Source organism: Nocardia crassostreae, from assembly GCF_001613405.1.
In the GTDB taxonomy this organism is placed as follows: domain Bacteria; phylum Actinomycetota; class Actinomycetes; order Mycobacteriales; family Mycobacteriaceae; genus Nocardia; species Nocardia crassostreae.
The window spans coordinates 111,108-133,713 of sequence record NZ_BDCH01000015.1 but is presented as its reverse complement, the minus strand read 5'-3'; the positions used below and the strand labels follow the sequence as shown (position 1 = coordinate 133,713).

The window sequence follows — 22,606 nt, the reverse complement described above, 5'->3', positions numbered from 1 at the left end:
CCGGATGCGCGCGGCGCTGCTGGCGGTGGTGCTCGCGGTCGTCGCGGTCGCGGGCGTGACGGCCATGTCGGATGCCATGAAGTTCCATACCGACAGCGGTGGTCCCGGCAGCCGCAGCGTGATCACCTTCGACGCGAAGGCTCGCACCGGATCACCCGACCAGGACCCCGCATTGCTGCTGTGGCGCGCATGCCGTAGTCACGTCAATAATGTGCGCATCACCGACGGCCCGGTAGAGCACGACGGACTCTGGTCCGTGACAGTCGAACCCGCCCTCGGTACACATACCGAACGCCGCCTGGTCGGATGCCTGCGCGACCTCACCGCCGACGGCATCAGCGGACACCTGGTCGGCGTCGAACGCACCGACTGAGAGCACCGCACCCTCCTCCGGGGCAACCCCCAGCGGAGCGATCCCGCGATCATTCCGCAGACCGATTCCCTTCGCGCGCGGCCCGCCTATCGTCGACCCATGGTGGACGCCGCCCGAATCACGGTGCCCCGCCTGGTGGAACTCGACGCGCTGCGCGGATTCGCCCTCGGCGGAATACTTGTCGTGAACATCACCGTCATGTCCGACCCGGGCGGCTTCCCGGACGGCGCCGCCACCCTCGTCGACGCGGTGTTCCACAACAAGTTCTACGTCCTGTTCTCCTTCCTGTTCGGCTACTCGCTGACCATGCAATTCCGCTCCGCCGCCCGCGACGGCGTCAGCGCGCGTGCCCGCACGGTCCGCCGCTGTCTGGCCCTGATGGCCATCGGCACGGTGCACGCGGTGTTCTTCTTCACCGGCGATGTCCTCTTCGGCTACGGCGTGATCGGCCTGGTTCTCCTGCTGCTCAGCCGATTACGCCCTCGCGCGGCCCTCTGGGTCGCCGGGGTGACGTTCGCTTTCGGCGTCGCCGCCGTCACGATCCTGAGCCTCCTCGACTCGAATACCGGATCGCCCGAACCGGCACGCCGCGACGAACTGCTCGACATCATGCGGGCAGGCTGGGGCCCGGCACTGACCTGGCGCTGGGATCTCTTCGTCGAAAAACTGCCCCTGTACCTGCTCTTCGGCATCGTCAATATCCTGCCCCTTTTCCTGGTCGGTCTGGCCGCCGGAAAAGCCCGCGCACTCGAAGATCCAGCCAGGTACCTGCCATGACTACCCCGTATCCAGTGGCTCGGATTCGCGCTGGGAGCTCCGATTTCCCTCCTGTCCGCCCTGACCCATTGGCCCCTGCTCGCAGGCCCGAGCACCCTGACCGCCCCATTACTGTCCGCGGCCTACGCCGCCACCTTCCTGCGCATCATTCACGGTGATCCGCGGATAGCAGCCGTATTCGCCCCCGCCGGAAAGATCGCCGCAACCACCTACATCACCCAGTCGGTCATCGCGTCCATCATCTTCACCGGCTACGGCTTCGCCTTAGCGGGACGCCTTTCCGACTGGACCGTCCTGTCCATGGCGGCTGTCCTCTACGCGGCCCAACTCGCAGCAGCGCGCACGTGGCTCCGCACCCACCGCCAAGGCCCCATCGAATACCTCCTCCGCCAAGCCACCTACCTCCCCCAGCCGCGGGGTGGGAGGGGTTAGTCCTCTACTGCCAGGGCCTGACGCATGGTCAGGCGGCCTTGGGTTTGCATGAGGGAGCGGCGGTAGATCTTTTCGGCTAGGACGACGATCGCGTAGGTGGTGATCGCCATGATGGTTAGGGAGAGTAGGGGTTCCCACCAGGTGGCTGTGCCGTCGGCTAGGCGGGCGGGCATGGAGACGATCGAGACTATGGGGATGTAGGAGGCGATTACGCGGGCCGTGCCGGAGAGGAAGACGCCTGCGAACAGGACCAGCATGATGAACATCGACAGGGGAGTGGCGGTTGATTGCAGGTCTTCGTTGCGGGTGGAGAGGGCGCCTGCTACGGCCCAGAGGCTGGCTAGGGCTAGGAAGCCTACAACGAAGAAGACTATGAACCAGCCTGCGGCGCCTGCGATTTGGTCGATCTGGTCGGCGCGGCCGGTGGCGGCCAGGCCGATGAGGCCCGCGGCTACGAAGAGGACGAGTTGGGCGAAGGCCATGACGGTGTTGCCGATGACCTTGCCGATGAGGAGTTGGCGCAATGGGATTGCGCTGGCGAGGATTTCGACTATGCGGTTCTGCTTTTCCTCGATGACGCTCTGGGCTATGGACATGCCGAAGAGGACCGAGGCGAGGTAGAAGAGGAAGGCGAAGACTATGGCGACCACCTTGGCCAGGCCGGGGTCCACGGTGGCCTTGTCGAGGAGGTCGTAGGTGACCGTGCCGCCGCGGACGAGTTGTTCGAGGGAGGTGCCCGCGGCGAGCGCATTGTGTTGTAGGGCGAGTTGCTGGGCGGCGGCGGTGATGTAGGTGGCGGCTTCGGTGTTCTTGGCGGACTTGCCCAGCAGGCGCCAGCCGGAATCGGCGGGGAGGAGGCCGATATCGACGGTTTCGTCGCGGACCTGCTGTTCGACAGTTGCCGGATCGGCGACGACATGGGTGGTGAAATCGATGTTCTTGTCGGCGGTGTCGGCGAGCGCACCGGCGGTGTCGATGACCTGACCGGCGGGCGCACCGGGGACCGCGACGTCGATGGTTTCGGTGCGGCCGCTGATGAAACCGCTCAGTGCGAGGGACGCGACGATGGCGATGATGGTGACCAGGGTGGAGATGAGGAAGTTGCGGTCGTGCACCTTCACGGCGATCTCGCGGGCGGCGACTATGCGCCAGACGCCGCCGGGGGCGGATTCCGTTGCGGTGGAAGTCGGCTCGGTCATGCCGTCACCTCTCGATAGATCTCCGCCACGGAGGGGCGCACTTCCGCGAGTTCGCGCACCGAACCGTGTTCGAGTGCGGCGCGCAGCAATTCGTCGGTGGTCGCGCCGTCCAGCTCCAGCAGGGCACGCGCGCCATTGGTTTCGAGCACCCGTATGCCCGCGAACCCGGCGAGCCAGGCCGGATCGCTGCCGAGCACCAGTCGATAGCGCGTCGAATTCGCGGCCCGCAGCTCCTCGACCGAGCCCTGGCCGACCACCGTGCCGCTCGCGAGAATCACCAGTTGATCGCAGAGCCGCTCGACCAGGTCGAGCTGGTGCGAGGAGAACAGCACCGGAACCCCTTGCGCCGCATACTCGCGCAGCAATTCCGCCATCGAGTCGACCGCCACCGGATCCAGCCCGGAGAACGGTTCGTCGAGGATGAGCGCCGCGGGCTCGGCGATCATGGCGGCCGCGATCTGCACGCGCTGCTGATTGCCGAGTGACAGCGACTCCAGCTTGTCCTTGCCGCGCTCGGTGAGATCGAACCGCCGCAACAGCTCACCCGCCCGCACCCGCGCCGCCGCCGCGGACATGCCGCGCAGCCGCGCCAGATACACGAGCTGATCGACCACAGGCTGTTTCGGATACAGCCCGCGCTCCTCGGGCATATACCCGAACGTCCGCCGATCCGCCGCCGTGACCGGCCGCCCGTCCCAGCGCACCTCGCCGCCGTGCACGGCCAGCACGCCCATGATCATCCGCATGGTCGTGGTCTTCCCGGCCCCATTCTCGCCCACGAACCCGGTCAGCGCCCCGGGCGCCACGGTGAACGACACATCGTTCACCGCCACCTGCTCCCCGAACCGGCGCACCAAATGCGCGACTTCCAGCATCGAGCTCTCCTCTCCGTGGTCCCGGATCACGCTACCGACAATCCGCCACCGTACGGGGGAGGCTGTCATCGGGACCGCTGCCGGAAGTACGGCGCGCTGGTCAGGCTCGGAACACCGCACCGTCGACGAGTTGGCGGACGGCGCGTTCCACGCGGGCGGTGTCGCCGGTGATCCACCAATCCTGGATCAGGCCACGCATTCCGGAGACCAACAGGGTGGCTGATGATTCCGGGTCTTCCAGGGTCGGGTCGATGTGGCGGAGCGACTCGGCCAGCGGGGTGACGACCGCTTCGATGGCTTGGGTGGCGAACGGGCGCAGGGGACTGTCCGGAACCGTGGCGGCGCCGAGGACTTGGAGTAGGACTCGGAGGCTGGCGGCGCCGGGGCCGGTGGTGTTCAGGGTGAAGGATTCGAGCAGTCGGGTGCGCAGGGTTTCGAGGTCGTCGATGTCCGCGAAGAGGGCGCCGATATCGGGGCGGTGGGTTTCGAGGGCGGCGACCATCATGGCCTCTTTGGTGCCGAAGTAGTGGATGAGCATGCGGGAGCTGGTGCCCAGGTATTCGGCCAGGGGGCGCAGGGAGACCTCGGCGAGGCAGTGGTCGGCGATGTAGGCGATGACGCCGTCGAGGAGTTCGGCGCGGCGAGCGTGGTCGAGTGGTCGGTGCACGGGTTGACTGTAGCGGGTGCTACAGTTATTCCTTGACGACATGGGTGTAACAACTGCTTCAGAAACTGGGCGCGGCGTCGTGGTCACCGGTATGGCGGCCACCACCTGCCTGGCGGCGGATCTGGACGGCACATGGGCGCGGCTGCTCGCCGGGGAGAGCGGAATCGATGCTCTCGCAGACGATTTCGTCACCGAGTACGAGCTGCCGGTGCGGATCGGCGGCCGCCTCACCGCGCGGCCGGGGGAGCAGCTGACCCGGATCGAACAGCGGCGCATGTCCTTCGTGCAGCAGCTCGCGCTCGTGCTGGGCAGACAGGTGTGGCAGTCCGCGGGGGCTCCCGAGGTCGATCCGGAACGACTGGCGGTTGTGATCGGGACCGGGCTCGGCGGCGGCGACGCGCTGGTGCACGCGGTGGACGTCATGCGCGCGGGCGGCTATCGCAAAGTGCCGCCGCTGACCGTTCCCATGGTCATGCCGAATGGCCCGGCCGCCACCATCGGCCTCGAACTCGGTGCGAAAGCCGGTGTCTACGCACCGATTTCGGCGTGCGCATCCGGCACCGAGGCCATTGCCCACGCCTGGCGGCTCATAGTCACCGGCGAGGCGGACATCGTGGTGGCGGGCGGGGTCGAAGGCCATATGGATGCCGTCCCGATCGCCAGCTTCGCCATGATGCGCGCCCTCAGCACCCGCAATGACGAACCCGCCCGCGCCTCACGGCCTTTCGACCGCGACCGCGACGGTTTCGTCTTCGGCGAGGGCGGCGCGCTGCTGGTCCTGGAATCCGAGCGGCATGCCCGCGCCCGCGGCGCGACCATCGAGGGCCGGGTCCTCGGCGCGGGCATCACCTCCGACGGCTACCACATCACCGGCACCGCGCCCGACGGCGAAGGGGCCGCCCGCGCCATGCGCAAGGCCATCGCCTCGGCGGGCCTGAAATCCATTGATATCCAGCACATCAACGCGCATGCGGCCTCCACTCCCATCGGCGACGCCTCCGAAGCCAAGGCCATCATGTCGGTCGCCCCGGATGCCTCGGTCTACGCCCCGAAGTCGGCGCTCGGCCATTCCATCGGCACGGTGGGCGCGCTGGAAGCGATCCTCACCCTGCGCACCCTGCGCGAACAGCTCGTCCCACCCACGTTGAACTTCGAAAAGCTCGACGAGGATGTCGAATTGGATGTCGTGGCCAATGCTCCGCGCCGCCAGCGCCTGGACTACGCGCTGAGCAATTCCTTCGGGTTCGGCGGCCACAATGTGACCCTGGCGCTGGGCCGCGCCTGATCCGTGCCGCCGCGGCTCTCACCGGATTCGTCCCGGCGCGTGCGGATCAGGGCAGGATGTCGGTTTGGACGCGGGGATCCAATTTCCGCAGCGTATCCGGGCGGTCGGTGAGGCAGGGCCAGTCGCGGCTGACGGCCTCGATGGTGGCATGCCCGGCGGGGATGAGGGCGTCCGCGTCGGGCCGGTCCGCCAGTGCCGCGCCCAGGTGATCGCTGGCCGGGCGGTCCAGGGGCAGGATCACCGTATTCGGGAGATCCAGCAGGACCGAGAGAATGTCGTGCCGTCCGGGGGAGATGAGCGCGCGGGCGGCGGCCAGCGCGGTGGCCGGGATGATGATGGTGTGTCCGGCGTCGGCGGTCGCCCACACCACCGATTGCACATAGGCGACGCGATGGGCCCAGGCGGTCAGTGCTGCCGTATCGAAGACGACGCCACCGAGGGTCGCGCCGACGATGGTCATGCCGCGCCGGCGTGGTCGCCTGCGGCATCCTCCTCGGGTAAGGGGGGCAGACCCTGCACCGCGCGGGCGCGATTGATGAGGTCCAGGGGCGGGCGTCCACCGAAGATCTGCTCGATGCGAGCGAGCGATTCGGCGCGGTTGACCCGGGCCTTGACGGATTCGGCGACGAACGCCGACACGGACTCGATCCGGCCCTTGCGCCGCCAATCGTCCAGGGTGGCGGCTATTTCCTCGGGCACCGATACGGTGATCTTGCGGGTGCGCCGTTCTCTCGCCATACCGAGATAGTAGATGGGTATGGGCGGGTGCCGCGTGACCACATCGTGCGCATCTCGGAGACCGGGATGCGCGCGCGACGTTCGATTCGGGCGTTTCGGATTCGCTTGATCCGAAACTTGCCGGTCACGCGGCGATCCTGGTTCGATACGGTGAGCGTGCGTCCGCAGTCGGCGGGCGCGCCGCAAAACGCCAGCCGAGGGGTCATAACTAGATGGATCAGAGTTCGATCGAGTGGGTCGACGGGACCTTGGTCACCATCGATCAGCGGGTGCTGCCGCAGGAATTGCGGGAGCTGCGAATCACCACGGTCGACCAACTCATCGAGGCCATCAAATCCCTGGCCATTCGCGGCGCCCCGGCGATCGGCGTGTCCGGGGCGTTCGGTGTCGTGATCGCGGCGCTCGCGCACACGACCGACGGCGTGGTCGATACCGCCGCCGTGGAATCGGAAGCCGCGCGCATTGCCGATGCCCGCCCGACCGCCGTCAACTTGGCGTGGGGTGTGCGGCGCGCGCTGGGCAAGCTGCCCGAGGGCGTGGACGCCGTGCTCGCCGAAGCCCAGGAGATGCAGGCCGAGGACGGCCGCGTCAATCTCGCCGCTGCCACCCATGCCGCGGATCTGCTGCAGCAGCTGTGCGGTGAGCGACCGCTGCGCCTGCTCACCCACTGCAATACCGGCCGCCTCGCCACCACCGCGTGGGGCACCGCCATCGGCGCATTGCGCGTGCTGCACCAGCGCGACGCCTTGGCCGAGGTGATCGTGGACGAGACCCGCCCGCTGCTGCAGGGCGCGCGACTGACCGCCTGGGAAATGGCGGAAGCCGGTATCCCGCATCGGCTCACCATCGATTCCGCCGCCGTCTGGGCCATGGCCACCGAACAGGTCGACGCGGTCATTGTCGGCGCGGACCGCATTACCGCCGACGGCTCGGTCGCCAACAAGATCGGCACCTACATGCTGGCCATTGCCGCCAAGCAGCACGGGATCCCGTTCATCGTGGTCGCACCCGAATCCACGCGCGACATCTCCACCGCGCGCGGCGGCGATATCGTGGTCGAGCAGCGCGCCGCCGCCGAGGTCACCGGATTCGGCGGCGTCACAACCGCTCCCGAGGGCACCGCGACCTTCAACCCGGCCTTCGATGTGACCCCACCGGAATTGGTGACCGCCGTGGTGACCGAATTCGGAGTGCTCGTGGATCCGGCCGTCGCCCGGACCGCGACGGATCCGGCCACCCGCACCGATCTTCCCGCCGCCGCGACGATCCGGGCGGGCGCGGAGATCGCCGCGGTGGCGCGCGGGCTGTACGCCAATGGCTGGATGCCGGGTACTGCGGGCAATATCTCGGTGCGCCAGGACGATACGGCCGTGATCACCGCGAGCGGCCTGTCCAAGGGTGAGCTCGCCGCATCCGACATGGTGACCGTCGCGGTCGCGGATTCGACGCCGGTCGATGCGAGCGGTAAGCGGCCGTCGGCGGAGACGACCATTCACACCGCGGTCTACCGGGTGACCGAGGCGGATGCCGTGGTTCATGTGCATCCCCCGCACGCCACCGCGCTCTCGATCGGTGTGGGCGGCGCCGATGTGCGGACCGTGCGCTTCTCCGGGTACGAGCTGATCAAGGGGCTGGGCGGAAATCGCCCGGACGCCATCGAGATTCCGGTGTTCCCCAATCACGCGGACGTGCCGCGGATCGGCGCGGATATCGAGAAGTACCTGACCGAGCATCCCGATGCCCCGCCCGTGCTGTTCATCGCCGGGCACGGAATTACGGCATGGGGTGCGGGTTTGCCGCAGGCGCGTGATCGCGCGGAATACCTCGAGGCCATGTGCCAGCTGGCGATATCGACCGGACGCCGTGAGATTCCGGCGGGCGACAATTAGTTCCGAGGAGGAACCCACTATGACTCTGCTACAGATCATGTCCGACAAGGACTCCGCGGACGTGAAGCTGCGCACCAGCGATGACGCCGTGATTGCCGCCGAGCTGGCCAAGCGCGGCATCGTCTTCGAGCGGTGGCCCGTGCTGGAAGCGCTCACCGCCGCCACCTCGACCGAGGATATTCAGGCCGAGTATGCCGGGCGCATCGAGGAACTCAATGCCGACGGCCGGTACAAGTTCATCGATGTGGCGCGCATCCACCCGGATGACGCCGATCCGGAGTGGCCCGCCAAGGCCGTTGCCGCGCGGACCAAGTTCCTCGACGAGCACCGCCACGCCGAGGACGAGGTGCGCTTCTTCGCCGCCGGGCAGGGCTGTTTCTATCTGCATCTCGGTGACGAGGTCCTGGCAACCGTCTGCACCGCAGGCGATCTCGTCTCGGTGCCCGCGGGCACTCTGCACTGGTTCGATATGGGAACCCGCCCGGAATTCGTGGCCGTGCGCTTCTTCGAGGAAGAGGACGGCTGGATCGGCGACTTCACCGGCGACAAGATCTCCAGCGGCTTCCCGACTCTCGATGAACTGCTGACCGCATGATCAAGGCCGTCGTTCTCGATATCGAGGGCACCACCAGCCCGACCAGTTCGGTGCGGGAGGACCTGTACGGGTACACCCGCGACCGGCTGCCGGGATGGCTGGCCGAAAACCAGTGCGGGGCAGCGGATCCCATTATTGCCGCCACCCGGATCCAGGCCGAGCGCCCGGACGCGGATGCCGCCGAAGTGGCCGATATCCTGATCAACTGGTTGAACACCGATGTCAAGTCCGAGCCGCTCAAGGCGGCCCAGGGCATCATCTGCGCGGAGGGCTTCCGCTCCGGCGCGCTGTTCGGTGAGTTCTTCCCCGATGTGCCGCCGGTGCTGGGCGCCTGGCGCGAATCCGGCCTGGAGCTATACATCTACTCCTCGGGTTCGGTTCGCAACCAGAAGGATTGGTTCGCCTTCGCCCGTGGTGGCGGTCTGTCCCCGCTGCTGAGCGGTCATTTCGACCTGTCGACCGCCGGGCCGAAGCGGGAGGCCTCCTCCTACGAGAAGATCCCGAGCGCCATCGGCGTTCCGGCACAGGACATCCTGTTCCTGTCCGACCACCCCGACGAATTGGACGCCGCCGTCAGCGCGAGCTGGCAGGCCATCGGCGTCACCCGCCCGGGCGAGCCGAACAGCCCCCGGCCCCCGCATCGCTGGATCAGCGACTTCGCCGACGTCGACCCGTCCGGCGACCTGTAATCGCCCGTACGGCAATCACTCTCATTCGGCCCTGGCGCACCGCGCGCCGGGGCCGTATGCGTTCAGTCGCGGGCGGCCCGGTGATCCCGGACGGCGATCACATTGTCGACCAGGCGTTCAGCATCGGTGGCCGGGTTCAGGGGCATGGCGACCAGCGCGCGAATGTAGGCGGGGGACAGGATGAGCTCGGCGATGTCGCGGCTGTCGAGGACCGTGGTGCCGCTGGCGTCCAGGGTGGCCTGGAATTGGCGCATGCGCGGCGCGGTGAATTCCGCCATGTCGATGAGGCCCTGCTCGGCACTGCTCGCTCGGGCCATCGCCCGGAAGAAGGCCCGCTGCCGGGGCTGAGTCAGGTCGGTGAGCATACTCGTGGTCCAGGCGAGCAGGTCCCCGCGCAGATCGCCGGTGGCCGGGACGGGTGAGTTGGCGGTCAGCTCCTCCATGATCGTATCGATGACCAGGCCCTCGACCGTCCGCCACCGGCGATAGATCGTGGCGAGGTGGACGCCGGAACGGGCTGCCACCGCGGCGATTTCGATGGTGCCGTCGGCGGATTCGGCCAGCAGCTGCCGCGTGGCCTCGTGCACCGCCGCCCGGGTGCGGGCGGTGCGGCCGCCTGGGCGCGCCGTTCCTGTCGCTTGTGCCATGACCACAGTCTAACGCGAAACTATTGCAATTAGAGCCGTAGCGGATCTACTGTTAATGCGAATACTTTGCATCAGCAGGCAAGGGGATCGGATCATGGCACGAGCACTCATCGTCGGCGGCGGCATCGCGGGGGACACGCTCGCGCTGTTCCTGGAACGAGACGGCTGGGAGGTGACCGTCGCCGAAATCGCTCCGGCCTTGCGCACCGGCGGCCAGACCGTCGACCTGCGCGGCGACAGCCGCGAGGTGCTCCGGCAAGCCGGGCTCCTCGACCAGGCACGGAATTGCCTTGTGCCGCAGCGCGGCGCGGCGTGGATCGCCGCCGACGAGCGGCGGCTCGCGGAAATGCCGGTAACCGCGTTCGGCGGTCAGGGCCTGGTGTCGAGCGAGGAACTGCTCCGCACCGATCTCGCCCGCATCCTCCACGACGCCATCGGGCCCGGCGTGACGCACCGCTTCGGCGAAACCGTCGAAGCGCTGGAGGATTCGGGGAATCGGGTGCTGGTGCGGTTCCGCGGCGGCGAGTCCGCGGAGTTCGACCTGGTTGTCGGCGCGGACGGCGCGCACTCGCGAGTGCGCGCCCTGCGATTCGGTTCGGAGGAGAACTACCGCAAGCCCCTCGGCCTGGCACACGCCTGGTTCACCCTCGTCGAGGGCCCCAGCACACCGAGACTGGACGGCTGGTTCCTGCTGTACAACACCCCCGGACGCCGCGCGCTCGAGGCCCGCCCGGGTCATCCGGGCCAGCAGGAGATCGGCCTGACCTTCGCCGCCGACACGCTGCCGCCCCGCGGCGACCGCGGCGCCCAGTTCGCCCTGCTGGAACGGACTTTCGCCGATGTCGGCTGGCACGCCCGGGAATTCCTGACCGCGGCCCGCCAAGCCCCCGACTTCGCCCTGGACACCTACGACCAGGTCCACATGCCCCGCTGGCACGACGGCCGCGTGGTCCTCCTCGGCGACAGCGCCTGGTGCGCCAGCCCCCTCAGCGGCCTCGGCACCGCCCTCGCCCTGGGCGGCGCCGCCGAACTGGCCGCAGCTCTCCACGCGGCAGGAGCGCCCGACGATCTGGGCCACCTACCCGACGCACTGACGACATTCGAGGCGGTCATGCGCCCCCGCGCCGCCTCCGCGCAACAACTGCCTCCGGGCCGCGTGGCCGCAGCAGCCCCGAAATCGGCGCTGGGCATCCGATTCAACGCCTGGGTCATGCGCACGGTGCAGTCCCCGCTCCTGCGCCCCGTCATCCGCCGCGCCTTCGCCGCCACCGAACACGGCCGCGCGGCAACGGAAGCCGATGCGGTCCAGTCGAATCTCAAGTAGGCCCGCGCCGCAGCCGGGGTTCTCGACCGCGCCGGATCGGTGGGCTCGTCCCGGCGCGACCCGGTCTGCTGGGTTCGGGCTGCGCAACGGCGACTCCGTTGACGGCACGCGAACCGACTGAGACGATCGGTTGGATCATTTGGGGGAACAATGGCTTTCAGCCGACTCGTCGACATCGGGATCGTGGGTGCGATCAACAGTTCTCTGCTGCTGGTGATCCTCGTCCGCATGGTGGTGGGCCGTCGTACGCGGCCACCCGCCCGGACGGACAGCGCCGGGACGGTCACCGCGCCGCGCGCCGACGCGGTGCTCGTTGCTGCCACCGCCTCTATGGTGATCTACTATCTCGTCTTCGGCGCCTGGGTCATCCGGCCGAGCCTGGCGGGACCTTATCTCGCTGATCCGCGACCGTGGTCCGCCAGCGTGGGAATCGTTCTCGCATTGCTGTCGACGGCGCTGATCGTCTGGGCGTTCACGGTTTTCGCCTCCTGGCGGCTGCGCGCCGAGATCGACGAGAATCATGAACTCATGACGGAGGGACCGTTCGGCCTGGTTCGTCATCCGATCTATACCGGGCTTGTCGGCGTCTACGCGAGCACTCTGTTCGTGGTGCCGACGGTCGGATTCTTGATCGCCGTTGTGCTCATCGCGGTGGTGCACGACTATCGGGCGCGGACCGAGGAAGGTGTGCTGCGCTCGGTGTTCGGCAACCGGTACACGTCCTATATCGGCCACACCAAACGATTCGTCCCCGGCGTCTACTAGGTTCGGCCACAGCGATATCCAACACTCGAGCCCGCTCCGGAGAACTGGAGCGGGCTCGACTGCTATCGGATATGTAGGGGAAGGCTCAGCTGACGACCTTGGCGGCGGCGCGGTCGATGAGGTATTCGACCAGGGGCATGAGGACGTTCTTGCAGGAGCCGCGGTCACGGGCGTCGCACAGGAGGACCGGTATGTGCTCGTCGAGGTCGAGGGCGTCGCGGACCTCGACCGGCGTGTAGAGGGGTGCGCCTTCGAAGCAGTTGACCGCTACGGTGAAGGCGACGCCGCGGCGTTCGAAGAAGTCGATCGCTGCGAAGGAACCTTCCAGGCGGCGGGTGTCGGCCAGGACCACCGCGCCCAGGGCGCCGCGGGCCAATTCGTCCCAGAGGAACCAGAATCGGTCCTGGCCGGGGGTGCCGAACAGGTACAGGACCAGGCTCTGGTCGATGGTGATGCGGCCGAAGTCGAGGGCCACCGTGGTGGTGGTCTTGCCCTCCACGCCGCGCAGATCGTCCACGCCCGCCGAGAGCTCGGTAATGAGCTCTTCGGTGCGCAGCGGGGTGATCTCGCTGATGGTCGACACCATGGTCGTTTTGCCGACGCCGAAACCGCCCGCGATGAGGATCTTCACCGAGGCGGCCAGGGGCCGGGAGTTGTCAAAGTTTTCGGATGCCATCGAGAACTGCTCGCAAAATGTTGAGGTCACCGGGTGTGGTCTCGGGGGAGGCCGGTGCACGGAGGTTGAGGATGCCGTCTGAGATGAGGTCGCCGACAAGGATTTTGGTCACCGCGAGCGGTAGCCGCATGGCGGCCGATACCTCGGCCACCGAGAGCGGGAGCCGGCACAACCGCACGATATCGGTGTATTCCGGCTCGACACGGCGCAGCGGCGGGGCGGCATTGGGCACCACCACCACCGTGAGCATGTCCAGATCGTGCCCCGCGCCCATGGTTCGGCCGCCGGTCCGGGCGTAGGGGCGCACCAACGGACCGGCAGCGTCATCGAACCAATGTTCCCCCGGCCCCGCCATCATGACAGGTGGGGATTGACCTGTCCGGCCAGATGGTGGCGCGGGGTGGTGGACAGATAGGTGCCGACACGCTGCACCGTCAGGTTCATTTCATAGGCGACCATGCCGAGATTGGCCTGCTCGGTCGCCTGCAGGGCGTGACAGGCGTGGCTCCCGGCGGCGGTCACGAACAGCACCGCCCGATCCAGTTCGATGACCGCCTGGCGCACACCGCCACCGTCGAATCGGGCGCCCGCGCTGCGGGCCAGTCCGTAGAGGGTGGAGGACATGGCGCCGAAGTGCTCGGCGTCCTCACGGCTCATGGCGGAGGAACGGCCCAGTAACAGGCCGTCGGTGGAGTGCACAACGGCGTGCCTGACGCCAGCTAGCCGATCGACCAGATCGTCGAGTAGCCAGTTGATGTCACCAGCGTTTGAGGTGGTCACCGTCGCCTTCCTGTCGGTCGGGGAATGGGTTGGACACAGGCTCGGACGCACCGGGATCGGCCCGGCGGCCCTGCCTGGTTCCGTTTTCGATGGCGGACATGAGGTCTCGGGCCTGCTCGGCCGTGCGGGTGGGCTGGGACGAAGTCTCGGGGGACGTCGTGTCCTGCGCCAATTCCGGTGCGAGACTTGCCTGCCGGCGCCTACGCGGGAGCGCGGGCCGGACGTCGGAGCCAGTGTACTGGGCGCGCCGGGATTCTCGAGGCCGGAAACCGATTTCCGGTTGCGGCGCCGGAATGCTCGGCCGGTGTGGCGGATTCGGCTCGGTGGGGGGTTCGTAGGGTTTGGCGGACTCCTCGAACGAGCGGGCCGGGGAGGCGAACGCGTCGAAAGCGGGTGCGGGGGAGTACAGCGGGGTGAGCGGGCGTTCGGGCGCGGTCGGACCGGGCCGGGCCGGGAGCGCGGGAGGGGCGTCGAGCTGGCGCATCTCACCGGTGTGGAACGACTCCGAGGTACGGAACGGCTCTCCCGTAGGGAACGGCTCTGCCGTAGGGAACGACTCCGCCGCATGGAACGACTCGGCCTGCGGCTGCGCCGCAACGGCTTCCAGCTGTTTGGGCACGGCCGGGATCTCCCCGGTGCCCGGGGCGGCCACCGTCAGGCTGGAGGGAATCAGCACGATGGCGCGCACGCCGCCGTAATCGGATTCGGTGAGCCGCACCGAGATGCCATTGCGGACCGCCAGCTGGGCGACCACGAACATGCCGAGGCGGGAATCCTCCGACAGCGTGTTGACGCCGAAATCCGGTGGATTGCGCAGCATCTCGTTGACCCGTTCGAGCTCGGACTCGGGCATGCCCATGCCCTGGTCCACGATCTCCACGGCAATGCCCTTGCCCACCACATTGCCGCGCACCTCGACCTGCGAGGTCGGCGGGGAGAAGTGGGCGGCATTGTCGACCAGTTCGGCCACCAGGTGCACGAGGTCGGCCACGGCGCTGCCCGCCACCGCGATCTCGGGCAGGCGGGTGATCTTCACGCGGGTGTAGTCGAGCGCCTCGCCGACACCCGAGCGCACGACCTCCACCAGCGCCACCGGATTGCGCCACTGCCGACCCGGCTGGCCGCCCGCCAGAATGATCAGGTTCTCGGCATTGCGGCGCTCGCGGGTGGCGAGATGGTCGAGGCGGAAGAAGATTTCGAGCAGGGACGGATCTTCCTGCTTGGATTCGGCGTCGTCGAGCACTTCCAGCTGGCGGTGCACGACCACCTGCGAGCGGTGGGCGATATTGAGGAACACCGCCTTCACGCCCTCCCGGGTGCGGGCCTCGGTGACGGCGGCCTCGACGGCGGCCTCGTGGGCGTGGCTGAAAGCCTTGGCCACCTGGCCGATCTCATCGCTGCCGAAGTCCAGCGGCGGGGTCTCGGCGGCGACGTCGACATCCTTGCCGTCGCGCAGCTGGGTCATGATCTGCGGCAGCCGGTCGTCGGCCAGGGCGAGGGTCTGGTCGCGCAAGCGCTTGAGGCGGCGAATGATTCGGTTGGCCAGCACCAGCGCGACCCCGAACGCCGAGACGGCCACCAGGAACATGCCGCCACCGGCGATGAGGGAGTTGCGGGCGTACTCCTCTCCCGCTTGCTCGGACAGGCCCTGGGCGTGCAGGTTCTGGACGTCCCACAGGGTGAGCAACGCCTGATTGACCTTGCTGACCGTATCCCGCCATTCCGCCTCGGTGAAGGCCAGCGGCACGGGTTTCGGATCCGGGTTGGTGACCGGGTCCAGCGCGCGTGCCATGAGGGAGTTCTCCATCATGATCAGGCGCTGCCAGTTCTGGCCGTTGATGAGGGTGGCGGCATTGATGGTCTCGGCGTCGTCCTCGTCGCGCGCGAGGGCTTCGACGCTGATGCGGTAACCGCCGGTCAGGCGCGCGTATTCGATGCCCAGCTCCGGCGGCAGCGTGCCGTCGTGCAGCAGCACTTCCGCCAATCCCGCGCTGCGGGTCAGCATTTCGGAGGCCGAGATGAGGGTGAGGGTTTCGCCGGTCTCGACGGCGACCTCGGAGCTTGGCGCGGTGATCATGACGACGCTGGTGCCGACCGAGACCAGATCGAGCAGATGGCCGTAGAAGGTGTAGGCGTCCGCGAAGGGCAGCACGCCCGCGTCCACCTGGGTGCGGACGGCCGCCAGCTGCCGGGTCAAGGTCTGGAAGCCGCCGACGTCACCGGTAACCCCTTGCGGCCCCAGGGCTTCCATCTTCGCCGTGATGGGCTCGAGCAGGATGATGGCCGCGTCCATCCGTAATCGGGCTTCGGACAGGGCTTTCGGATTCGGTTCCTCTCCGGCCAGCTGCGCCAGCGTCACCTGCCGCTCGGCCTGGACCGCGTTGACCAATTCCCGGGTGGTCGGGGTGGCATCTTGTAGCGCGGCCCCCCACTCACGTGCGTGATTGCCCTGTGCCACCAGATATCCCGCGCCACCCACGCCGATCACGAGCAGCGCCGCGCTCGGAACCAATGCGATGGCGAGAACACGGGTCCGGACACCGAGCCTCGCTCTGAACATTTGCGCAACGTATCGGGACGTAGGTCACACTCGCCGGTTCGATCCCGTTGAGCGGGAGAGTAATTGACAAGGTGCGCTATGCGTGCACCGGAATGAATCGCGCATCGGCCCGAAAGTGGCGTCGCGGCTCAATCGAATCGCCTGGCCTTCGTGGAAAGGAAGGCGCCGACCCGCTGGACGGTCAGATTCATCTCGTAGGCGACCATGCCCAGATTGGCCTGCGGCCCCGCCTGCAGGGCCAGGCACGCATTCGATCCGGCGGCGGTCACTCACAGCACCGCCCGCTCCAGTTCGATCACGGCCTGCCGGACCCCGCCCCCGTTGAACCGATGCCCCGCACTGCGTGACAACCCGTACAGCGTGGAGGACATGGCCCCGAAGTGCTCCGCTTCCTCGCGGTCCATCCCGGCCGACCGCCCCAGGAGCAAGCCGTCGGTGGAATGCACCACGGCATGGCGGACGCCCGCCAGTTTGTCCACGAGATCGTCGAGTAGCCAGTCGAGGTCACCGGCGGGTGAACTGGTCACCATCACCTTCCTGTCGGTAGTGGTTGGGCGGAGTTCCATCTGGATCGGCCTGCCGACCCTGCCGGGTCCCGATCTCGATGGCGGACATGAGGTCTCGCGCCTGCTCGGCGGTGCGCTGTCCAGGCGCGGGCGGGGCCTCGGTCCCGGCGGGTCCCGGCTCGTGCGCCAATTCCGTTGCGAGATTGGCTTGCCGAGCACGGCGCGGCAGGGCGGGGCGGCTGTCGCCACCGGGCGTGTGCGGGGCGGCATCCGGCTGCGAGCGCGCGACGGGCGGCGCGAGCTGCTGGACCTGGCCGGTATCGGCGCGCGGGAGTGCGGCGGTGGGTGGCGTGTATTCGGCTGTCCTGGAGTCGATGCGGCGGCGCAGGGCCAGTTGTTCGGAGTCGTAGTCGGGACCGGCTTGTGCCCCCGCGATGAGACCGGCGGGAATCAGGACGATGGCGCGGATGCCGCCGTAGTCGGATTCGGCGAGCTTGACAGCGATGCCGTTGCGTTCGGCGAGCAGGGAGACGACGAACAGGCCCAGGCGCGAGTCTTCGGAGAGCGTGGTGACGCCGAAATCGGCGGGGGTGGCGAGCAGGGTATTGAGGCGAGCCAGTTCCGAGCCCGGAATACCCATGCCCTGGTCGCTGATTTCGAGGGCGACGCCGCGGCCGACCGTATGGCCGCTGATCGACACCTGGGACTGGGGCGGGGAGAAGGCCGTGGCATTGTCCATGAGCTCGGCGAGCAGATGGATGAGATCGCCGACTGCCGTCCCGGCGACGAAAGTCTCGGGGAGGCGGCCGGTTCGGACGCGTGTGTAGTCGATGGTCTCGCCGACGGCGCTGCGGACCAGTTCCATCAGGGGGACCGGATTGCGCCATTGGCGGCCCGGGCGGCCACCCGCGAGAATGACCAGGTTCTCGGCATTGCGGCGTTCCCGGGTGGCGAGATGATCGAGGCGGAAGAAGATATCGAGCAGCGCCGGATCCTCTTGCCGGGATTCGGCCTCGTCGAGCAGTTCGAGCTGTTTGTGCACGACCACCTGGCTGCGGTGGGCGATATCGAGGAAGACGGCCTTCACACCCTCGCGGGTGCGGGATTCGGCGAGGGCGAAGGTCTGATCGCGCAAACGCTTGAGGCGGCGGATGATCCGATTGGCCAGCGCCAGCGCGACGAGGATGGCGCCGAGGGCGATCACGAGCATGCCCGCGCCCGCCCACAGCGAATTGCGCGTGGTCTCGGCGGCGGCATCGCTGGCCAGGCGCTGCGCGTGCGCGCTCTGGGACTGCCAGAGATCGGCCAGCGCCCGTTGCGCCAGTGCGGCTTCCATGGCGCCCAGCCGCTGCCAGGCCGCGCCGGTGATGAGCGCCTGCACCGCGGCCATCTGGTCGGTGTCGGTGGTGACGAGCAGGCGTTCGATCCGCGTGCGGTAATAGCCGACCCGGCGAATGAACTCGTCGGACAGCTCGGCGGTGAGGCCGGTATCGGTGGCCAGGGCCGCGCCCAATGCGGTGGCGCGGCTCATGGATTCGAGGCCCTGGAGCACCTCGCTCGCATCCGCCAATTCGGTCGCGGTGGCGGCGTCCGGGGCGGTCTGCTGTGCGATCTCGGTACCGGCGGCCACCAGTTCGGGCATCCGGCTGTAGAAGGCGTAGGCGTCGCCGAGCGGCAGGGTGCCCGCATCGATTCCGGCGCGAATGCCGGTGAGCCTCTCGCCGAGCGCGCTGAAAGCCGCGGTGGCGTCGCCCATTTCGCTCGGGCCGATACTGGCAAGCCGCGATTGCGCCGGGGCGAGCAGGCGCAGCGCATTGTCCAGGCGCAGCCGCGCTGCGGTCAGCTCGCGAATATCGGGTGCGGCGCCGACCGTGTGCCACAGCGAGATCCGGCGTTCGGCCTGGACGGCCTCGATGATCTCGCGGGTGGGCGTGATACCGGCCTGGAGCTCATCGGCCCAGGTGCGGGCCTCGGCGGAGCGATCGACGAGCGCGCCCGCCGCGCCCGCGCCGACGACCACCAACGCCGGGCTCGGCACCAGTGCGATCGCCATAATCCGGATCCGGACACCGAGCCGCCGTCTGAGCATTGCCCGAGGGTAGCTATCCGGCCTCGGAATTCATGGGCCGAGTCCTTTTGAGCAGGAACACATTTGACGCGCGCGGCGGGCATCCGGTAAGCCCGCCCGCGACGCGTCGGATGGGTGGCGAAGGCTATTCGGCCTGCAGGATGGCGAACGGCGCGCCCATCGGATCCTGGAACATGGCCATGCGCCCGATCCCCGGGACGTCCATGACCGGAATCAGCGTGGCGGCACCGGCCTCGGTCGCCCTGGCGGCGGTGGCGTCACAGTCGGTCACACCGAAGTACGGATGCCATTCGGAGAGATTCCCGGCGTCCAGATTGTCCTGGTGCAGTTGCATGATGCCGCCCTGCCCGGTGTCGGCGCCCTCGGCCTCGGGGCTGGAGACGACCGAATAGACCACCTCACCCATGTCCTTGTCGTCGGCATTGCATCCGAATACGGCGCGATAGAAGTCCTTCGCCCCCGGCCCGTCGGTGGTGTAGAGCTCCGTCCAGGACAGCGCGCCCGGTACCCCGGCGACTTCCATGCCGCGGGTCTGCGCCGGTTGCCACACGGCGAATTCGGCGCCGGTCGGATCGGTATAGGCGGCCATGCGCCCGAATTCGAATACGTCGCCCGGCGGCACGCGCACCGCGCCCCCGGCGTCCTCGACGAGCTTGGTGGTGGCGTCCGCATCGGAGGTGTGGAAGTACAGCGTCCATGCCGGTGACGCGCCCTCGTCGGTGAGCGGGCCGATACCGCCCACCATCTTGCCGTCCGACAGGAAGAATCCGTACCCGCCGGACTCCGGTCCCGCGGACTGGACGTCCCAGCCGAACACCTGCCCGTAGAAGGCGACCGAGGCGTCGATATCGGGAGATCCGAGGTCGATCCAGGTGGGAGTGCCCGGAACATAGTTCGTTGTCAACATGGCAGTTCCTCCGGTCAGAGTGATGTGCCAGCGCTTCCTCGAGCCGGCCCGAGCAGCTTGCCCCTTCAAACGGTAGGGGAGCCGGAGGCCGGAGATGTCCTGTTTGCGGGCCGACACGGCGAGTCTCCGGTCCTCACCGTGTCGGCCCGGGGGTGCTTACTGGTGGATGTCGTCGTCCATGCGCTCGCCGAGCCGGTCGCGTTCGTCCGCGGCGGCGGCCAGCACCGACGCGCCTTGCCGCTTGCCGAACTTCCATTCGTTGAACACCAGGTTGAGCAGGACCGCGGCGACCGCGGCGGCGGAGGTGCCGGATTCCAGGACCACGGCGATCTTGGACGGGAAGGCGTGCCAGAACTCCGGGGCCGCAACGGGAATGAGGCCGAATCCGATGCCGACCGCGACGACGATCAGATTGAGATTGTCCTTGTAATCCACCCGGGCGAGGGTGCGGATACCGCTCGCCGCCACCGTGCCGAAGAGCACCAGGCCCGCGCCGCCCAGGACGGGATACGGAATTCCGGCGACAATCGCGCCGACCACCGGGAGCAGGCCGAGCAGCACCAGAATGAGGCCACCGGCCGCCACGGCGAATCGGCTCTTGATTCCGGTCAGCGCCACCAGGCCGACATTCTGTGCGAACGCGCTACAGGTGAAGGATCCGAAAATCGGTGCGGCCGCGGTGGAGAGCATATCGGCGCGCAGACCGTCGGCGACACGGCGGGAATCGACATCGGTCTCCAGGATTTCGCCGATGGTGAGAATGTCGGCGGTCGTCTCGATGAGCGTCACCAGAATGACGATCGTCATGGCGACGATGGCGCCGAGTTCGAATGTCGGGGAACCGAAATACAGCGGTTGCGGCGCCGCGACGAGTGCGGCGTCACCGACATTGGAGAAATCGGCCTTGCCCGCCACGGCGGCGATGACGGTACCGGCCACCAGGCCGATGAGAATCGACAGCCGCTAGATCGCGCCCTGGAACAGGCGGCTGATCGCCAGAATGATCAGCAGTGTCAGACCGGCGAATCCGATATTGCCCATCGAGCCGTACTCGGGATCGGATTGGTTGTTGCCCAGCGCCCATCGGAAGGCGACCGGCATGAGCGACAGGCCGATCACGGTAATGATCGTGCCGGTCACCACCGCGGGAAAGAATCGCACCAACTGCGCGAAGAACGACGACAGCACCAGGCCGATCACACCGGCGACAATGATGGAGCCGAATACCGGGCGGAGTCCGCCGTCGCTGGCGATCGCCACCATGGTCGAGACGCCCGCGAACGAAACGCCCTGCACGATGGGCAATCTGCTGCCGAACGGACCGATGCCGAGCGTCTGCAGCAGGGTGGCGAGACCCGAGACGAACAGCGCCGCGGTGACCAGCAGGGCCATATCCGCGGCGGAGAGCCCGGCCGCGCCGCCGACAATGAGCGGTGGTGCGATCACGCCGCCGTACATGGTCAGAATGTGTTGGGTCCCATAGGCAGCCAGCTGTCCGGGCGAGTGTTTCGCGTCCTCCGGCCGATTCGATTCCGGCTGATTCCGACGCCACTTGACTAATCCCATACCGCGTCCTTCTTCAAGTGCTGGGGATGATTCTCCAGTGCGTGGAAATGTGACAGCCGCCACGGAGTCGTGGCTAGCGTAGGGACCTCTATATTCACGGTCGCTCGATGCCGCACCGTTGGAGGTTCGGCCGGTTGCCGTTAGTGGTTCGTTGGTGGATGCAGAGTCGCACCGCTGAACATCTGTGCAGACAAACAGCACGGGTGATCCGAACCGCGGTCGGCGCGGGGGCTTATCAACCAACCGAGAAGGTGAGAAGACCATGTCCAGCGCCCCCAAATCCGCGCTGAAGCGTGCCGCGATGGCAGCTTCGGCATTCGCGCTCGCGGTCGGCGCGATTCAGCTCGGCACGGCTCCGGCGTACGCCGTGGCGGGCCCGACCTCGAAGTACGAGTGCCGCGATGTGCAAACTCCCGGCAGCCTTTTCCCCGGTGAGGAAGTGGCGTGCACGCTCACGGTGAGCACCGCTGGTAACGACACGTTCACCAATGTGGTTGCCGAGGTGACCATTCCGGCCAGCACGACCTATCAGACCGGCGGCACGCTGCAGGGCACGCAGAAGGTCGTGTTCAATCTGGGTGAGATCACCAAGGCCAAGAGCGGTTCCGCCACGCTGACCGTCATGGTCAACGGCCAGACGCCCGCCAACACCGCCGTTTCCAGTGAGGCCGTGGTCAAGGGCTTCGCGCCGAACGGCGCGTTCGACACCACCGCGGCGTCCAATACGCTCACGACCACCACCACCGGTGCCGGGCAGGGCGGGACGCTGGTGGCCAAGGAGGACCGGGCGTCGGTGAATACCTTCGGCAAGGCCGAGACTCCGATCTCGGATCTGGTCGACGCCCCGGCCGGGGTCACCCCCAAGATCGAACTGGTGACCAGTGCGGAGCCCAAGAAGGGTTACGTCATGTCCTCGATCATCGACAATGGCCAGAAGATCGCTTGGTCAGCGCTGTGCACCGCGACGGCGACCGAGAAGACCGAATCCTTCACCGTCAAGATCACGGCCAATGGCCTGGCGCCCGTCGAGGCGAAGGTGACGGTGCTGCTCGGCAACAATGTGGCGAACCAGGGGCTCGTACAGCCCGCCGACTGCGCGCCCAAGCCCTGATCCCACCGCGCAGCCGTTCCTCGGACAACACGGTCGGTGCGACTCTCCGGAGTCGCGCCGACCGTGTTTCGTTGGTGCGTCCGGATGCGAGAAACCCTGGCGGGCAGCGCAACCCGAGTGGCTGGAAATGTCGATGTCGGCGCTCGCGGTGGCCGA

The 22,606-nt window shown here is 67.8% G+C and carries 22 protein-coding genes and 2 pseudogenes; 10 read left to right on the top strand and 14 right to left on the bottom strand.

The annotated features are described in order from the left end of the window. The first annotated feature begins 4 nt into the window (after window positions 1-4). The 3 genes from NC4_RS15825 (at window position 5) to NC4_RS44655 (ending at window position 1,582) form a co-directional block, all read left to right on the top strand. A complete protein-coding gene (locus NC4_RS15825) occupies window positions 5-373 on the top strand; it encodes a hypothetical protein (protein WP_157554770.1) in 369 nt (122 codons plus the stop codon). Window positions 374-472: 99 nt separating this feature from the next. Then, window positions 473-1,150 (top strand): DUF418 domain-containing protein, encoded by a 678-nt coding sequence (locus NC4_RS39035; RefSeq protein ID WP_084529179.1) that lies wholly within the window; start codon window positions 473-475, stop codon window positions 1,148-1,150. Between the two features lie 9 nt (window positions 1,151-1,159). Beyond that, entirely contained in the window at window positions 1,160-1,582 is a 423-nt protein-coding gene (locus NC4_RS44655; RefSeq protein WP_084529177.1) for a DUF418 domain-containing protein, read from the top strand. On the opposite strand, the gene NC4_RS15815 is transcribed toward NC4_RS44655, so the two are convergent. From NC4_RS15815 to NC4_RS15805, 3 genes are all read right to left on the bottom strand, one after another. After that, window positions 1,579-2,781: an ABC transporter permease gene (locus NC4_RS15815; protein ID WP_067538478.1), complete on the bottom strand. Its 1,203-nt coding sequence runs from the start codon at window positions 2,779-2,781 to the stop codon at window positions 1,579-1,581. The genes NC4_RS44655 and NC4_RS15815 overlap by 4 nt on opposite strands. Beyond that, entirely contained in the window at window positions 2,778-3,656 is an 879-nt protein-coding gene (locus NC4_RS15810; RefSeq protein WP_067538476.1) for an ABC transporter ATP-binding protein, read from the bottom strand. Before NC4_RS15810 ends, NC4_RS15815 begins: the two co-directional genes overlap by 4 nt. A 100-nt stretch (window positions 3,657-3,756) precedes the next feature. Further along, on the bottom strand, window positions 3,757-4,323 hold the full coding sequence (locus tag NC4_RS15805) for a TetR/AcrR family transcriptional regulator (protein WP_067538473.1): 567 nt from the start codon (window positions 4,321-4,323) through the stop codon (window positions 3,757-3,759). 40 nt (window positions 4,324-4,363) lie between these two features. Between NC4_RS15805 and NC4_RS15800 the strand changes: the two genes are divergently transcribed. Then, window positions 4,364-5,608, top strand: coding sequence for a KasA/KasB family beta-ketoacyl-ACP synthase (locus NC4_RS15800; protein WP_067538471.1), 1,245 nt, complete (start codon window positions 4,364-4,366; stop codon window positions 5,606-5,608). Window positions 5,609-5,654: 46 nt separating this feature from the next. On the opposite strand, the gene NC4_RS15795 is transcribed toward NC4_RS15800, so the two are convergent. Together NC4_RS15795 and NC4_RS15790 are read right to left on the bottom strand one after the other, a co-directional pair. Next, window positions 5,655-6,068, bottom strand: coding sequence for a hypothetical protein (locus NC4_RS15795; RefSeq protein ID WP_067538468.1), 414 nt, complete (start codon window positions 6,066-6,068; stop codon window positions 5,655-5,657). Beyond that, the gene (locus tag NC4_RS15790; RefSeq protein WP_157554768.1) at window positions 6,065-6,346 is read right to left on the bottom strand and encodes a ribbon-helix-helix domain-containing protein; all 282 of its coding nucleotides are present in this window, start codon (window positions 6,344-6,346) and stop codon (window positions 6,065-6,067) included. Before NC4_RS15790 ends, NC4_RS15795 begins: the two co-directional genes overlap by 4 nt. A gap of 212 nt (window positions 6,347-6,558) precedes the next feature. Here NC4_RS15790 and NC4_RS15785 point away from each other — a divergent pair, with 212 nt between their 5' ends. The 3 genes from NC4_RS15785 to mtnC are packed head-to-tail and all read left to right on the top strand — an operon-like array spanning window position 6,559 to window position 9,519. Further along, window positions 6,559-8,235, top strand: a complete 1,677-nt coding sequence (locus tag NC4_RS15785; RefSeq protein ID WP_067538462.1) for a bifunctional S-methyl-5-thioribose-1-phosphate isomerase/methylthioribulose 1-phosphate dehydratase — start codon at window positions 6,559-6,561, stop codon at window positions 8,233-8,235. A 19-nt stretch (window positions 8,236-8,254) separates the two neighbouring features. Beyond that, window positions 8,255-8,830, top strand: a complete 576-nt coding sequence (locus tag NC4_RS15780) for a 1,2-dihydroxy-3-keto-5-methylthiopentene dioxygenase (protein WP_067538459.1) — start codon at window positions 8,255-8,257, stop codon at window positions 8,828-8,830. Further along, window positions 8,827-9,519, top strand: a complete 693-nt coding sequence (mtnC, locus tag NC4_RS15775; protein WP_067538455.1) for an acireductone synthase — start codon at window positions 8,827-8,829, stop codon at window positions 9,517-9,519. Before NC4_RS15780 ends, mtnC begins: the two co-directional genes overlap by 4 nt. 62 nt (window positions 9,520-9,581) lie before the next feature. Here mtnC and NC4_RS15770 read toward each other — a convergent pair whose 3' ends face one another. Beyond that, window positions 9,582-10,166, bottom strand: a complete 585-nt coding sequence (locus NC4_RS15770) for a TetR-like C-terminal domain-containing protein (protein ID WP_067538450.1) — start codon at window positions 10,164-10,166, stop codon at window positions 9,582-9,584. Between the two features lie 94 nt (window positions 10,167-10,260). Here NC4_RS15770 and NC4_RS15765 point away from each other — a divergent pair, with 94 nt between their 5' ends. Further along, on the top strand, window positions 10,261-11,490 hold the full coding sequence (locus NC4_RS15765) for an FAD-dependent monooxygenase (protein WP_067538445.1): 1,230 nt from the start codon (window positions 10,261-10,263) through the stop codon (window positions 11,488-11,490). 150 nt (window positions 11,491-11,640) lie between these two features. Further along, complete coding sequence (locus NC4_RS15760; RefSeq protein WP_067538441.1) at window positions 11,641-12,255, top strand: methyltransferase family protein; 615 nt, start codon at window positions 11,641-11,643, stop codon at window positions 12,253-12,255. Window positions 12,256-12,340: 85 nt separating this feature from the next. Here the strand turns inward: NC4_RS15760 and NC4_RS15755 are convergent, their stop codons facing one another. From NC4_RS15755 to NC4_RS15720, 8 genes and pseudogenes are all read right to left on the bottom strand, one after another. Then, on the bottom strand, window positions 12,341-12,931 hold the full coding sequence (locus NC4_RS15755; protein ID WP_067538438.1) for a GTP-binding protein: 591 nt from the start codon (window positions 12,929-12,931) through the stop codon (window positions 12,341-12,343). Next, a complete protein-coding gene (locus NC4_RS15750; RefSeq protein ID WP_067538435.1) occupies window positions 12,912-13,286 on the bottom strand; it encodes a DUF742 domain-containing protein in 375 nt (124 codons plus the stop codon). Before NC4_RS15750 ends, NC4_RS15755 begins: the two co-directional genes overlap by 20 nt. After that, window positions 13,286-13,711 carry a roadblock/LC7 domain-containing protein gene (locus NC4_RS15745; protein ID WP_067538432.1) on the bottom strand — a complete coding sequence of 142 codons (426 nt, stop codon included), beginning with the start codon at window positions 13,709-13,711 and terminating at the stop codon, window positions 13,286-13,288. The genes NC4_RS15750 and NC4_RS15745 overlap by 1 nt, the downstream gene beginning before the upstream one ends. Beyond that, on the bottom strand, window positions 13,689-16,271 hold the full coding sequence (locus NC4_RS15740) for a sensor histidine kinase (RefSeq protein WP_067538430.1): 2,583 nt from the start codon (window positions 16,269-16,271) through the stop codon (window positions 13,689-13,691). The genes NC4_RS15745 and NC4_RS15740 overlap by 23 nt, the downstream gene beginning before the upstream one ends. A gap of 128 nt (window positions 16,272-16,399) precedes the next feature. After that, window positions 16,400-16,798: pseudogene (locus NC4_RS15735) on the bottom strand (roadblock/LC7 domain-containing protein). Continuing rightward, window positions 16,776-18,866: a nitrate- and nitrite sensing domain-containing protein gene (locus NC4_RS15730; protein WP_067538427.1), complete on the bottom strand. Its 2,091-nt coding sequence runs from the start codon at window positions 18,864-18,866 to the stop codon at window positions 16,776-16,778. The pseudogene NC4_RS15735 and the gene NC4_RS15730 overlap by 23 nt, the downstream one beginning before the upstream one ends. 124 nt (window positions 18,867-18,990) lie before the next feature. Continuing rightward, window positions 18,991-19,773 (bottom strand): VOC family protein, encoded by a 783-nt coding sequence (locus NC4_RS15725; protein WP_067538421.1) that lies wholly within the window; start codon window positions 19,771-19,773, stop codon window positions 18,991-18,993. 156 nt (window positions 19,774-19,929) lie between these two features. Further along, window positions 19,930-21,339, bottom strand: a pseudogene (locus NC4_RS15720) (nucleobase:cation symporter-2 family protein). A 262-nt stretch (window positions 21,340-21,601) separates the two neighbouring features. Between NC4_RS15720 and NC4_RS15715 the strand changes: the two are divergent. After that, window positions 21,602-22,450 (top strand): DUF11 domain-containing protein, encoded by an 849-nt coding sequence (locus NC4_RS15715; RefSeq protein WP_067538415.1) that lies wholly within the window; start codon window positions 21,602-21,604, stop codon window positions 22,448-22,450. Window positions 22,451-22,606: the final 156 nt, after the last annotated feature.